At 72.2% G+C, this 13,506-nt stretch carries 13 protein-coding genes; 1 reads left to right on the forward strand and 12 read right to left on the reverse strand.

Annotation, left to right across the window (positions count from 1 at the left end; all coding sequences use genetic code 11):
- The first annotated feature begins 150 nt into the window (after positions 1-150).
- Positions 151-3,174, forward strand: a complete 3,024-nt coding sequence (locus QSJ60_RS02885) for a choice-of-anchor G family protein (protein WP_285462432.1) — start codon at positions 151-153, stop codon at positions 3,172-3,174.
- A gap of 54 nt (positions 3,175-3,228) precedes the next feature.
- On the opposite strand, the gene QSJ60_RS02890 is transcribed toward QSJ60_RS02885, so the two are convergent.
- The 12 genes from QSJ60_RS02890 to QSJ60_RS02945 form a co-directional block, all read right to left on the reverse strand.
- The gene (locus QSJ60_RS02890) at positions 3,229-4,194 is read right to left on the reverse strand and encodes a hypothetical protein (RefSeq protein WP_285462434.1); all 966 of its coding nucleotides are present in this window, start codon (positions 4,192-4,194) and stop codon (positions 3,229-3,231) included.
- A 25-nt stretch (positions 4,195-4,219) separates the two neighbouring features.
- Complete coding sequence (gene flhA, locus QSJ60_RS02895; RefSeq protein WP_230767260.1) at positions 4,220-6,268, reverse strand: flagellar biosynthesis protein FlhA; 2,049 nt, start codon at positions 6,266-6,268, stop codon at positions 4,220-4,222.
- Positions 6,265-7,362: an EscU/YscU/HrcU family type III secretion system export apparatus switch protein gene (locus tag QSJ60_RS02900; protein ID WP_285462436.1), complete on the reverse strand. Its 1,098-nt coding sequence runs from the start codon at positions 7,360-7,362 to the stop codon at positions 6,265-6,267. The genes flhA and QSJ60_RS02900 overlap by 4 nt, the downstream gene beginning before the upstream one ends.
- A gap of 3 nt (positions 7,363-7,365) precedes the next feature.
- A complete protein-coding gene (locus tag QSJ60_RS02905; protein ID WP_230767266.1) occupies positions 7,366-8,124 on the reverse strand; it encodes a flagellar biosynthetic protein FliR in 759 nt (252 codons plus the stop codon).
- Entirely contained in the window at positions 8,124-8,399 is a 276-nt protein-coding gene (locus QSJ60_RS02910) for a flagellar biosynthetic protein FliQ (protein ID WP_189084186.1), read from the reverse strand. Before QSJ60_RS02910 ends, QSJ60_RS02905 begins: the two co-directional genes overlap by 1 nt.
- Entirely contained in the window at positions 8,400-9,257 is an 858-nt protein-coding gene (gene fliP / locus QSJ60_RS02915; protein ID WP_230767283.1) for a flagellar type III secretion system pore protein FliP, read from the reverse strand.
- Complete coding sequence (locus tag QSJ60_RS02920; RefSeq protein ID WP_285462439.1) at positions 9,254-9,805, reverse strand: FliO/MopB family protein; 552 nt, start codon at positions 9,803-9,805, stop codon at positions 9,254-9,256. The genes fliP and QSJ60_RS02920 overlap by 4 nt, the downstream gene beginning before the upstream one ends.
- Positions 9,805-10,473 carry a flagellar motor switch protein FliN gene (fliN, locus tag QSJ60_RS02925; RefSeq protein WP_230767288.1) on the reverse strand — a complete coding sequence of 223 codons (669 nt, stop codon included), beginning with the start codon at positions 10,471-10,473 and terminating at the stop codon, positions 9,805-9,807. Before fliN ends, QSJ60_RS02920 begins: the two co-directional genes overlap by 1 nt.
- Positions 10,473-11,369, reverse strand: coding sequence for a flagellar motor switch protein FliM (locus QSJ60_RS02930; RefSeq protein ID WP_229781532.1), 897 nt, complete (start codon positions 11,367-11,369; stop codon positions 10,473-10,475). Before QSJ60_RS02930 ends, fliN begins: the two co-directional genes overlap by 1 nt.
- 182 nt (positions 11,370-11,551) lie before the next feature.
- Positions 11,552-12,370 (reverse strand): OmpA/MotB family protein, encoded by an 819-nt coding sequence (locus QSJ60_RS02935; RefSeq protein WP_285462442.1) that lies wholly within the window; start codon positions 12,368-12,370, stop codon positions 11,552-11,554.
- On the reverse strand, positions 12,367-13,134 hold the full coding sequence (locus QSJ60_RS02940) for a motility protein A (protein ID WP_189084191.1): 768 nt from the start codon (positions 13,132-13,134) through the stop codon (positions 12,367-12,369). Before QSJ60_RS02940 ends, QSJ60_RS02935 begins: the two co-directional genes overlap by 4 nt.
- Before the next feature lie 2 nt (positions 13,135-13,136).
- Positions 13,137-13,388, reverse strand: coding sequence for a flagellar FlbD family protein (locus tag QSJ60_RS02945; RefSeq protein ID WP_285462444.1), 252 nt, complete (start codon positions 13,386-13,388; stop codon positions 13,137-13,139).
- Positions 13,389-13,506 lie beyond the last annotated feature (118 nt).

Raw genomic sequence — 13,506 nt, forward strand, 5'->3', positions numbered from 1 at the left:
CGGCATGGTTCGGGAGACCGTTTCGCTCACAGTGGAGGGAAAATGTCGCGTCCGCGTACACGTATGTCCGGGTTCGGGATGGTTCGGCGGGGGGTTGTCTCGTCGGGTTCTGGGCGGGCGGGGGTGGTGCGCGGGCTTGCCGCGGGCACCGTGGCCCTGCTCGTGGTCGGGGGTGGTGGGGCGCTGAGTGCGCAGGCCGCCCCTGGGGATCCGTCCCAGGCGTTGGGGCAGTTCCTGGGGGCGGATCTGCTGCAACTGCAGGCCGCGGACCTGGCCTACGCCTACGCCTCGGATCCGGGCGGTCCGCCCAGTGAGGCCGACCCGTTCGATCTCGCGGTGCTGCAGGCACTGGGCCTGCAAGTCGACCTGATCGGGAACGGGCTGGTGCAGGTGCCGCTGCTGACCGACGGGACCGGGCCGGGTTTGTTGAACCTCGGCGAGATCGGCGTGATCAACAGTTACGCCGGCACCGCGTCCACGACGGACTCGGTCGCCGCGTCCGGCGCGGTCGCCGATGACGGCACGATCTCGGTGTCCGAGGACGCCGACCCGGCCGATTTCGGCAACACGACGGTGAACCTCACCGATCTGCTCGACCAGCTCGGCGTCGCCGCCGTCACCGACGAGCTCATCGACGAGGCCTCCCTGGAAGTCGGGGCCCTCGCCACCCGCGCCGCGAAGAACGGCGGCACCGGGATCACCAGCGACTACCGCGTCACCGACCTGAAGCTGAACCTCTCCAGCCCCGCGGTCGCGGGCCTCGCGACCCAGCTCCGGGGGACCCTGAACACGGCGACCACCGAGCTCACCAGCGACCTCGAAGCCCTCGCGGGGCCGGGCGGCGCCGTGCAGGGCGTGGTCGACGCGATCGCCGACATCCAACTCCTCGGCGTCGCGAACGTCAGCCTCGGCGACGCGACCATCGCCGTGACGCCGCCGAACCTGAGCCAGCTCGTGGACCAGCTCCTCGGCGGACCCAACGCGATCCTCTACAGCGACGACGGCGCCATCAGCGTGAACCTCACCGACGGCACCGTCTCGGTCGACCTCGCCGAACTCGTCAACCCCGGCGGACCCAACCTCAACGGGCTCCCCGCCAACACTTCAGTGCTCACGCCCGAGGTCATCGGGATGATCACCGACGGCGTGAACCAAGCCCTCGGCAAACTCGTCGGCCACCTCACCGGCGGCCTCGACGCCCTCCTCGAATCGACCCAGATCTCGCTCAACGTCGGCCTCAGCGTCGTCGCCCTCCCCGCCCTCGGCGGACTCCAACTCGTCAACGCCCCCATCATCATCAACGGCACCCTCACGCAATTCCTCAACGGCACCGCCACCACCGATGTATCCGGTCTGCGGTTGCTGCCTGGGGCGCCCAGCTGCCTCGGCGCATCCGTCGGCGGCATCTGCATGGGAGTGGATGTGAACCGGCTGCTGGGTGCCGTGCTCGGCACCGTGACCGACACCGTGCTGCCCACCGTGCTCGCGGGGCTGGCGGCCCCGGTTCGCGCGATCCTCACCAGCTCGAGTGCAGCGACCACCGCCGTGCTCGACGGCGTCGTCGGTTCGCTGCTCACCATGCTGCGCCCGGCGCTCGACGGCCTGCTCGCGAACATCGCGGTCATCCGCATCAACGAGCAACCCACCGAAGCCCCCCTGAACGAGGCCGGCGGCGATCTCGGTCCGGGCTCCTTCACCGTGCGCGCGCTCAGCGTCACCCTGCTGCCCAACGTCGCGAACACCGACCTCGCGAAGGTGACGCTCGCTTCCTCGACCGTGCTGGCTGCGGACGACGACGTCGTGCCGGTGGGCGTGGTGCCGGTGTTGTCGGGGTTGGCGCCGTCGGAGGGTCCGGTGGCTGGTGGCACGTCGGTGACGGTGTCGGGGTCGGATCTTGGTGGTGCGACGTCGGTGACGGTTGGTGGGGTGTCGGTGCCGTTCGAGCAGGTGAGCGGGACGGAGATTCGTTTCGTGACGCCGCCTGGTGTGGCGGGTCCGGTGGATGTGGTGGTGACGACGCCGGGTGGGTCGAGTGATCCGCTGCCGTTCACGTATGTCGAGGATGAGGTGCCGGTGGGCGTGGTGCCGGTGTTGTCGGGGTTGTCGCCGTCGGAGGGTCCGGTGGCTGGTGGCACGTCGGTGACGGTGTCGGGGTCGGATCTTGGTGGTGCGACGTCGGTGACGGTTGGTGGGGTGTCGGTGCCGTTCGAGCAGGTGAGCGCGACGGAGATTCGTTTCGTGACGCCGCCTGGTGTGGCGGGTCCGGTGGATGTGGTGGTGACGACGCCGGGTGGGTCGAGTGATCCGCTGCCGTTCACGTACCTTGAGGACGAGGTTCCGGTGGTGGCGGTGCCGGTGTTGTCGGGGTTGTCGCCGGCTTCGGGTCCGGTGGCTGGTGGCACGTCGGTGACGGTGTCGGGGTCGGATCTTGCGGGTGCGACGTCGGTGACGGTCGGTGGGGTGTCGGTGCCGTTCGAGCAGGTGAGTGACACGGAGATTCGTTTCGTGACGCTGCCTGGTGCGGCTGGTGCGGTGGATGTGGTGGTGACGACGCCGGGTGGGTCGAGTGATCCGCTGCCGTTCACGTATGTCACCGAGACGGATGCCGGCAACGGGAACGGCGACGGGAACGGGAACGGCGACGGGAACGGGAACGGCGACGGGGACGGGAACGGCAACGGGAACGGCGACGGCACCGGGAACGGCGACGGGAACGGCACCGGGAACGGGAACGGCACCGAGAACGGGAACGGCAACGGCACCGGGAACGGCGTCGGCACCGGGAACGGCACCGGGAACGGCAACGGCACCGGGAACGGGAACGGCACCGGGAACGGCAACGGCACCGGGAACGGGAACGGCACCGGGAACGGCGACGGCAACGGGAACAGCACCGGGTCTGGGAACGGGAACGGCACCGGGACTGGGAACGGCGCCGGCACCGAGAGCACCAACGCAACCGGCTCGGGCTCCGGCGGCGCCTCGACGGAGCGCGACGCGCTCAGGGGCGGCTCGCGCGGGGCGGGCGCGTCCGATGGTCTCGCCTCGACGGGCATCGATCTGGCCGTGGCCGTCGGTGCGATCGTCGCCGTCCTGGCCGGGCTCGGCGCGATCGTGACGTCCTCGCTCGGCAGTCGTCGGAAGGCCGGCGTCCGACGCGGCCAGCGCGCCTGAGGGGTGCAGCGCAGCGGGGGCCGGTGCGCTGCACCGGCCCCCGCCGCGTCACGATCAGGCGCGCGGCTGCCGCCAGCCGACGCGCGGACCGAAGCGCGAGATGTCGAGCGGATGCCTCGTCCGCTCCACCCCGACGGCAGCGAGCGCCGAGATCGGCAGCGCGGCATCCACCCGGGCGAGCCAGTACGCCGTGTCGTCGGTGCGCCGGCTGACGTCGACGGCGGCCCACACCTCGTCCGGCCGGAGCTCGGCGATCGCCGTGAGGTCGTCGTCGAGGCCCACCGACACCGCGAGCACGACCGCGGCGTGCTGCTCGACGGCACGCATCCGCGCGGCCAGCGCCGCCCGCCGGTCGGGTACGTCGGCCTCGGCATCCGCCGCCCGGCCGTGCAGCAGCAGGGGTGCGCCGGCCGCTTGGCCGATGAGTCCGCGCGCCGCCGTCTCGGCATCGTTGCCGAGGCCGAGGACGAGCACGAAGTCGCCCGCGGACGCGCGGTCGGCGACGAGCGGGATGCCGGGCGCCTCGAGCTCCACGAGTGAGGAGCGCACGGCCTCGAGGACGATCGGGCGGTCCTCGGCGTCGGCGAGCTCCGGCTCCGGCGAAGCGCTCACGACGCCGTCGCCGCCCGGGCCATCCGCCGCCGGCGCTGCCACCGGCGGCGCCGCCGGTGCGGGGAGCGGCGGCACCGCGATCGCCCGCTCGACGTCGGCCAGCAGGGTCGCGAAGGCTCGGCTCGACGTCGAGGCCTGCGGGCCCGCGGCCGGCTCGATCGCTGCGGCCGCGCGGGGGCCGGCGGGGCCTGCGCCGCCATCCGCCCGGTCCGCGTCGGCGAGGAGCGCCGCGATGCCCGCGCGGTCAACGCGCTCCGGGTCGATCCCGCCCGCGGGGGCCGCGTCGTCGGGCACGATGACCGTCGCCTCGATCTCCTCGTGCGCGAGGAAGCGGCCGAGCCCTTTGCGGGTCACCCGGGTCGCCTCGGTGATGCGGGCCTCCGGCCCGTAGGCGAGGAGCACCTGCATGCGCAGCTCCTCGAGACTGGCCGCCTTACGCCGGAAGCTCGGCATCGCTCCGGATCACCCCCACGGTCTCGATGGTGGCGGCGCCCGCGGACGCCTGCTGGTAGGAGAGCACCGGGGTCCCCGGCGACTGCGCCGCGACCAGCCGGTGCACGGCGGGCCGGAGCGCGGGAGCGCACACGAGGACCGCCCGACCGCCCTCGGCCTCCGCCGAGCGGATCCGGTCGCGCACGCCCGTGAGCACGCGCTCGATCGTCTCGGGCGGCAGCAGGATCTGGCTGCCGTGCTCGCTCGGCCGCAACCCCTCGAGCATGCGCTGCTCGAGCATCGGGTCGATCATCACCACGCGGAGCACGCCGTCGTCGGCGAACGCGGCCGGCAGCACCGCGCCCAGGGCGTCGCGAGCGGCCTCGACGAGCAGCTCCGGGTCGGTCGTCGTCTTCGCCCGCAGCGAGACGGCCTCGTAGATGCGCGGCAGATCGGTGATCGGCACCCGCTCCGCGAGGAGGCCCTGCAGCACCCGCTGCACCTCCGCGAGGGACAGCGGCGTCGGCGTGAGCTCCTCGACCGCGGCCGGATTCTCGGCCCGCACGCCCTCGGTGAGCACCCGCACGTCCTCTCGGCTGAGGAGGCGTGCGGCGTGGTCGCCGACGATGCTCGACAGGTGCGTCACGATGACCGACACGCGGTCGATCACGGTCGCGCCGAGCAGCTCGGCGTTGCGGCGCGACTCCGTCGGCACCCATTTGCCGGCGAGGCCCCACACGGGTTCGATCGTCGGCTCGCCGGGCAGCGACTCCAGGTGGTCGCCGAGCGCCAGGGCACGGCCGGGCGGCGCCTGCCCGCGACCCACCTCGACGCCTGCGACGCGGATCGAGTAGGTCGACGGCGGCAGCTCGACGCTGTCGCGCGTGCGCACTGGCGGGATGACGAAGCCCATCTCCATCGCGAGCTTGCGCCGCAGCGCCTTCACCCGGGCCAGGAGGTCGTCGGCCGAGCCGTTGACGAGGTCGACGAGGTCGGTGGCGAGGCCGATCTCGAGGGCGTGCACCCGGGCCTGCGCGAGCAGGTCCTCGGTGGTCTCGGCGCGGGGCGCCGCCGCCTCGATCTCGTCCGCCCGCGCCTGCTGTTCGGCGGAGCGCTCCCTCGTGCGCACCCGCTGGGCGAGCATGGCGAGCACGATGCCGGCGCCGAGGAACGGCAGGATCGGCATCCCGGGGATGAAGCCCATCAGCACCGCGGCGCCCGCCGCGATGCCGAGCGCCGTGCGCGACTGCATGAGCTGCGCCGCCGCGCTGTCGCCCATGTCGGTCTCGCTGTTCGAGCGGGTGACGACCATGCCCGTCGACACCGCCATCAGCAGCGCGGGGATCTGGGTGACGAGGCCGTCGCCGATGGTCAGCAGCGTGTAGGTGTTCAGCGCATCGCCGATCTCCATGCCGCGCTGCACCATGCCGATCGTGATGCCGCCGATGATGTTGATCAGGATGATCACGATGCCGGCGATCGCGTCGCCCTTGACGAACTTCGAGGCGCCGTCCATCGCGCCGTAGAAGTCGGCCTCCGCCGAGACCTCCTCGCGGCGGCGGCGAGCCTCGGTCTCGGTGATGAGGCCCGCATTCAGGTCGGCGTCGATCGCCATCTGCTTGCCGGGCATCGCGTCGAGGGTGAAGCGCGCGCCGACCTCGGCGACGCGCTCGGCGCCCTTCGTCACGACGACGAACTGGATGACGACGAGGATGAGGAACACGACCGCGCCGATGATGATCGAGCCGCCCACCGCCACGTGCCCGAAGGCCGCGATGACCTGCCCCGCGTAGCCCTCGCCGAGCACGAGGCGGGTGGAGGCGACGTTGAGGCCCAGCCGGAACAGGGTCGCCACGAGCAGCAGCGAGGGGAACACCGAGAAGTCCAGCGGCTTCTTCACGAACATCGTCGTCAGCAGGATGACGAGTGCGAAGAGGATGTTCACGACGATGAGGGCGTCGAGCATCCAGGCGGGCACGGGCACGATCAGCAGCAGCAGGATGCCGACGACACCGAGCGGCACCGCGATCATGGAGAGCCTGCGGTTCATCCGACACCTCCGGCGGGGGTCATGGTGGTCAGGGCGTGCACGCCGGCGACGCTGCCGCGGCGGCGGAGGGCCTGTACGAAGGTGAGCACGACGGCGACGGCCTGGTAGAGCTCGACGGGGATCTCCTCGCCGAGCCGGCACGCCGCGTGCAGGGCGCGGGCCAGCGGCACGTCGCGCACCATCGGCACGCCGGCGCGCTCGGCCTCCTCGCGGATGCGGGCGGCGATGTGCCCCTTGCCCTTCGCGACGAGGCGGGGGGCGCTGCGCCCGGGCTCGTAGCGCAGGACGACGGCGACGTGCGTGGGGTTCACGACGACGACGCTCGCGTCGGCCACCGCGGAGATCATGCGGTTGCGGCTCATGGCGAGCTGCCGGGAGCGGCGCTGTGACTTCACGAGTGGGTCGCCGTCGGTGTGCTTCGCTTCGTCGCGCACCTCCTTCTTCGTCATCATCGTGTGCTTGCGGTTGCGGCGGCGCACGACGAGCACGTCGAGGGCGGCGAGTACGAGGCCCACCGCGACGGCGGTGACGACGAGCGCGGCGACGCCGTCCGAGGCGGCCTGCAGCACGGTGGTGAGCGGCAGCCCGCCCGCGCCGGCGAGGATCGGCATGAGCGACTGCACGACCGACCACAGCACGATGCCGAGCACCGCGGTCTTCGCGAGCGCCTTCGCGCCCTGCCAGAGCGCCTGGAAGCCGAACACCCGGCCGATGCCCTTCACCGGGTCGAACTGCTCGAAGCGCCAGAACTTGCGCCGGAAGTGCACGCCGCCCTGCAGCACCGCCGCGGCGAGCACGACGATCGAGACGACGACGAACGCGAGGCCGAGGGTCGGCAGCATCGAGGCGAATCCGGCCTCGAGCGCCTGCGTCGCCGCGGCGCCCGAGGGGGCGGCGGCGACGTCCGCCACGAGGTGGAACTGCGCCACCGCGGCATCCGTCCCGACCGCGATCGTCGCCGGCAGCACGACGGCGATCGCACCGATGCCGACCCAGGCCGTGAGGTCCTGCGAGCGCTGCAGCTTGCCCTCGCGGCGCACCTCGCGCATCCGCTTGTCGGTCGCCTGTTCGCTGCGCTCACCGACGTCGCTCATCGCTCACCACCCCTTCCGCATCGCGCCGATCGCGGTCTCCGTGAGCGCGTCGACGACGCCGGGGAGGGCGACGAAGACGGTCCCGGCGAGGGCGAGCGTCAGCAGGATCTTCAGCGGGAAGCCCATCGCGAAGGCGTTCAGAGCGGGCGCGACGCGGGTCAGCAGGCCGAGGCCCGCGTCGGCGAGGAACAGCACGACGAGGAGCGGCCCCGCGATCTGCGCCGCGGAGACGAGGATGCCGCTCGCCGCGTCGACCGCCGACTCCGCCGAGCGGGCCACGTCGATGCCGACGCCGAGCGGGATCGCGTCGAACGACTGGAACATGCCCATCAGCACCACGAGGTACGCGCCCGACGCGGCCATCAGCGCGATCGCCGCGAGGTTGAAGAAGCGGGCGAACTGGGCGCCCTGCACCATCGACTGCGGGTCGAAGCCCTGCGCGAGCTGGAAGCCGCCGAAGAGGTCGAGCAGCCCGCCCGCCGACTGGATCGCGCTGAACACGGCGTAGACGAGGAAGCCGAGCAGCGCCCCCGTGCCGATCTCGGCGATGAGGGCGCCGAGGAAGCCGGCGCCGTCGGGCGGCGTGTAGCCGGGCACCACGGCGGGCGACACGGCGAGCCCGAGCGCGAGCGCGAGCCCCGCCTTCACCCGCATCGGCACCGCCCGGTTCGAGAACGGCGGGGCGATCACGAGGAAGGCGGCCATCCGCACGCTCGCGAGCATCACGGCCTCGAGCCAGGCGGGGTCGAAGGCGAAGTCCATCAGCCGGCCCCCACGAGGCTCGGGATGCGCTCGAACAGGCCGAGCGTGAAGGCGACGATCTCGCTGATCATCCAGTGCCCGCAGACGACGAGCGCGATGCCCACGGCGACCGCCTTCGGCACGAACGACAGCGTCACCTCCTGGATCTGCGTGATCGACTGCAGCAGCGAGATGGCGAAGCCCACGACGAGCGCCGTGAGCAGCGCCGGCGCACCGAGTTTCGCGGCGACGAGGAGGCCCTGGAGGCCGATGTCGAGGACGGCGGCGGTGTCCACTCAGCCTCCCCGGTAACTGGAGACGAGAGTCGTGGCGAGCAGGCCCCAGCCGTCGACGAGGATGAACAGCAGGATCTTGAACGGCAGCGAGATCATCACCGGCGGCAGCATCATCATGCCCATCGACATCAGCACCGCGGAGACGACGAGGTCGATGACGAGGAACGGCACGAACACGACGAAGCCGATGATGAACGCCGAGCGCAGCTCCGAGATGACGAACGCCGGGATCAGCGTCCACAGGTCGACCGCCGAGGGATCGGCCGGGTTCGGGAGCCCTGCGGCCCTGGTCATCAGCGCGAGGTCCTCCTCGCGCGTAAACGACAGCATCCAGTCGCGCAGCGGCGCGACGCCCGCTTCGAACGCCTGGCTCGCGTCGAGCTGGCCGGCGAGGTAGGGCTGGATGCCGAGCTCGTTCACCTGCGCGAGCACGGGCTGCATCACGAAGAAGGAGAGGAACAGGGCGAGGCCCGCGAGCACCTGGTTCGGCGGGATCGCGGGCAGCGACAGCGCGTTCCTGGCCATCGCGAGCACCACGAAGATCTTCGTGAACGAGGTCGTCATGATCAGTAGCGCCGGGGCGACGGCGAGCAGGGTGATGCCGATGAGGGTGACGATCGCCGAGGAGGGCGTGCCGTCGGGGCCGTTGATGGACACGCCGAAGCCGCCCTGTCCGGGATCCACGGGGGCGACGGGGTCGCTGGGCGGTTCCGGGACGGTGGGGTCGATCTCCACGGCGAAGCCGGCTGCGGAGGAGAGCACGACCCAGAGGAGCGCGATCAGGATGGAAGCGGCCGCGATGGCGGCGATCCGCAGAGGCTTCCCCGACCGGCTGCTGCCGGCCGAGGGGCGCGTCATATGCCGAGGCCCTCCTTCACCCCGGCGAGCGAGCGCTTCCATGTCTCGGCCGAGAGGATCGACCCGCGGCGCGATCCGTGCGATGCGGGTGCGGTGGAGGCCGCTGCGAGGGCGGCACGACGGGTGACGGGCGCGTCGGCGTCCGCCGACGGCTCGTCGAAGATGGCGAGGGCGTCGAGCCCGTCGAGGACGTCGTCCTCGCGGCATGCCGCCGACGGCTGCGCGGATGCCTCGACGGGCACCGGCTCGGCGGGCGCGACCGCGGCGGCGAGCACCGCGTCGAACTCGGCGTCGGGCACCGGCGCCGGTCGGTCGCTCAGCACGGACACTCCGTGCTCGGTGACGCCCAGCACCAGGCGGCGGCCGTCGGCATCCACGATCGCGACCGAGGCTTTCGGCGACAGCGACTGGCGCGCGACGACCTGGACGAGCCCCGCCTTCTTCGACCCCGAACGCCGCCGGCTGAGCTGGCGGTGCGCCACCCAGATGACGGCGAGGACGACGCCGAGGGCGACGACCACGCGGAGGACGAGGAAGACGGCATCCACTAGCGGGCGCCCTCCTGGGCGTCGAGGATGCGGGTGACGCGCACGCCGTAGTCCTGATCCACGACGACGACCTCGCCGTGGGCGATGATGCGGCCGTTCAGCAGGATGTCGGCGGGAGCGCCGGCGGAGCGGTCGAGCTCCACCACGGCGCCGGGCTCGAGGCCCAGCACGTCGCGCACCGTCATCCGCGTCCGGCCGATCTCGACCGTGAGCGCCATCTCGACGCCGTTGATGCGGTTCAGCCGCTCCTCGGGGTCGCCCCCGAGCGGGCCGCCCTGGCGCGCCGAGCGGCGCGGCCGCACGGCGAACCAGCCGACGATCGTCTCGCCGTCGAGCAGCTCGAAGACTTCGGCATCCGGGTCGTCGAAGAGCCCGGCTCCCTCGCGGACCTCGCCGAGCACGCCCGTGCCGTAGACACGGGCGGCGGCGGCGAGCGCGGGGTGCACGAGGTTCTGCACGGCGAGGCCGTCGTGGGCGATCGTGCCGACGCCGAGGAAGCCGACCGCGACATCGACCGAGACCTGTCCGACCGAGCTCGCCTCGAAGGATTCGGCCGGCGCCACCCGGCCCGCCGGGCCGCCGACCGTGTAGCCGTTCTCGCTCGGCAGGGCGCGGGCGAGCTCGGCGGCGGCGTCGGCGGCGAGCGCGGCGGAGGCGGTCGTGGTCATCAGGGGATCTCCAGGGTCTCGGTGATGGTGCAGGCGAGCCGGTTGCCGGTGCGGCCGATCGCGGCACGGCCGACGGCGCGACCGTCGACGGTGACGAGGAACGGCTCGCTCGCGGCGTGCGCGAGCGGGATCACGTCGCCGACGGCGAGCTCGAGGATGTCGTGCGGGGTGACCGGAACGGGGGCGAGGCCGACGCCGAGCGGCACCGGGGTCAGTTCGATCTGCGCCGCGACGAGGCTGCGGGCGCGGTCGGTCGCGACCACCGGGTTCGACTCGCCGAGGCCGCGCAGCACCGCGTCGGCCGGCAGGGCGAGGGTCGCCGTCGTCTCGCGCTCGGCGCACTCCACGATGAAGCTCGCGACGATCATGAGCGCGGACGTCGGCGCGGCCTGCGCGAATTGCGCCGTGTGGTGCAGCGAGTCGAACTCCGGACGGGCGGGGAGGATGCGGCCGAGCGAGTACTGCAGGTCGTCGAGGAGGTCGTCGAGGAGCGCGCGCAGCAGCTGCTGCTCGATCTCGGTGAAGGTGCGCTCGGGCTCGATGCGCTCGCCGGAGCCGCCGAGCATGTGCGTCATCCAGCCGAGGGCGGCCGAGGCGGGGAACTGGATGACGGCCTTCGCCTCGTCGCCCGCGAGCCGGCAGAGCACCATCGTCGTCGCGGGCGGCAGTGAGGCGGCGTAGTCGTCGTAGGTGTGCATGCCGACCTGGAGGAACGTGGCCTGGGAGCGGGCGCGCACGTTCGCGGTGAGCTGCGTGCCCCACTGCCGGGCGAAGCTCTCGAAGGCGAGCTCGAGCACACGGGAGTGCTCGCGGGCGAGCGTCGTCGGGCGACGGAAGTCGTAGGGCTCGGCGGCGCGCGTCGGCGTCTCGGCCTGCTCCTCGGTTCTCGTCAGCACGAATCCGACTATCGGTCGCGGTGCCCGGCGCGGTTAGCGCCGCCCGCCGAGCTGGTTCGCTGAGCTCGTCGAAGCGTTGGTTCGCTGAGCCCGTCGAAGCGCCCCTCGACGAGCTCGGGGAACCAGGCTGGTTCGCTGAGCCCGTCGAAGCGCCCCTCGACGAGCTCGGGGAGCCGGCCGGGCTACTGCCCCGCCGTCGTCGCGGCTTCGAGCTGGTCGTAGAGGGCGGGGAGCAGCGCCCGCACGTCCTCTGGCTGGTCGGAGACGACGACGAGGTCGACGCGGCGGTTCAGCGCCATCCCCTCCTCGTCGGTGCGCGCCGTGATGGGGCGGGCCGAGCCGTAGCCGATCGCGACCGCGCGCTCGGGCGCCAGCGAGCCCTGCTCGACGAAGTAGCGCACGACGCGGGCCGCCCGCCCGCTGGCGAGCTCCCAGTCGGTGGGGAACGGCCCCGGCGAGCCGTGCGGGTCGGCGTGCCCCTCGACGCGGATCTCGTTCGGGATGGTCGACAGCACGCCGCCCACGATCGTCAGCACCCGCTGCGCGAGCTCGCTGAGGTCCACGCTGTTGCCGGTGAAGTACGTCTCCGCTCCGACGAGCCGGATGATGAGGCCGTGCTCGTCGATGTCGAAGGCCACGGCCTCGCGCAGGCCGGCCTGCTTCAGCGCGGCATCGATGCGGTCGCGGATCTCGACGAGGTTCTGCAGCTCCTGCTTCGCGAGGTCGAGCGGGGTCGGCTCCTGCTCCGTCTCCTCGCTGCGCAGCTCGGCGGGCACGACGTAGCCGTCCGAGAGGTCCACCTTGTCACTGGCCTCCTGGCCGAAGCCGGTGGCGAGCGAGTTGCTGAGCGCCTGGAACTTCTCGGCGTCGACGGTCGACATCGCGAAGAGCACGATGAACATGCACATCAGCACGGTGACCATGTCCATGTACGAGGCCATCCAGCGCTCGTCGTTGTGGACCTCGCCGTTCGCCGCGCGGCGCTTCCGCCGGGCGCTCATGCCGCCTCTTGCTGCTGCCCCAGGCCCGGGGCGATGGCCCGCAGGCGCTCGCCGAGGAGTCGCGGTTGACTGCCCGACTGGATGGCCAGCGCACCCTCCATGACGAGGGTCATGTGCTCGGCCTCGAGCGTGGTGAGGCGGGCGATCCGGTCGCCGATCGGCAGCCAGATGAAGTTCGCCGACAGCAGGCCCCAGAGGGTGGCGACGAAGGCGGTCGCGATGGAGGGGCCGAGGGTGTCGGGGGAGTCGAGCTTCTCGAGCACGTGGGTGAGCGAGACGACCGTGCCGATGATGCCGATGGTCGGCGCGTAGCCGCCGAGCGCCTTGTAGAACTTCGCGGACTGCATGCCGTCGCGCTCCTTGGAGGCGATCTCCTCCTCGAGCAGCGAGCGCAGCTCGTCGCCGTCGGTGCCGTCGGCGATGTTCTGCAGGGCGTTGCGGAGGAACGGGTCGTCGGTCTCCGAGGCATCCTGCTCCAGCGAGAGGAGGCCCTCGCGCCGCGCCTTCTCGGCGATCTCGACGAGTCGGTCGATCGTGCCCTGCGGCTTCGCGGTCTTGCCGCGGAAGGCGCGGGGGAGCGCCTTGACCGCGCGGAACGCGTCGCCGAGCGTCGCGCCGGCGATGCCCACCGCGATGGTCGCGCCGAAGACGAGGGCCATCGGGGCGGGGAGGAGGAGCGCCTCGACGTGCGCGCCCTCGAGCGTGATCATCGCGTAGAGCGAGCCGAACGCGAGGACGAGGCCGATGAGCAGGGAGGGGTCCACGGTCAGTCCGCCTTCGGTGCCAGGGTCAGGCGGGTCACGGGGGCGGGGGTGCCACGGTCGAGCTCCTGCGCGCGGGCGAGCACCCGGGCGCGGAACTCGACGACCCGCTCGATGACCTCTTCGACGGACTCCGTCACGACGTAGTTCGTGCCGTCGACCATCAGGAGCGTCGTGTCGGGGGTCGCGTGGATGCGCTCGACGAGGTCGGCGTTCAGCGCGAAGCTGCTGCCGTTCAGTCGTGTCACGACGATCATGGGTCCCCCGAAGCTGCAGGGGCGACCGGGGCGGCCGCCGCTCTCCACTCTCGGCCGCGCGGTGTCCCGCCGTTAGGGGATGGGGCGCGCACGCTGTGGAGAACTCCGGCGCGAATAT

The sequence above is a fragment of the Agromyces sp. NBRC 114283 genome (assembly GCF_030268405.1).
Taxonomy (GTDB): Bacteria; Actinomycetota; Actinomycetes; order Actinomycetales; family Microbacteriaceae; genus Agromyces; species Agromyces mediolanus.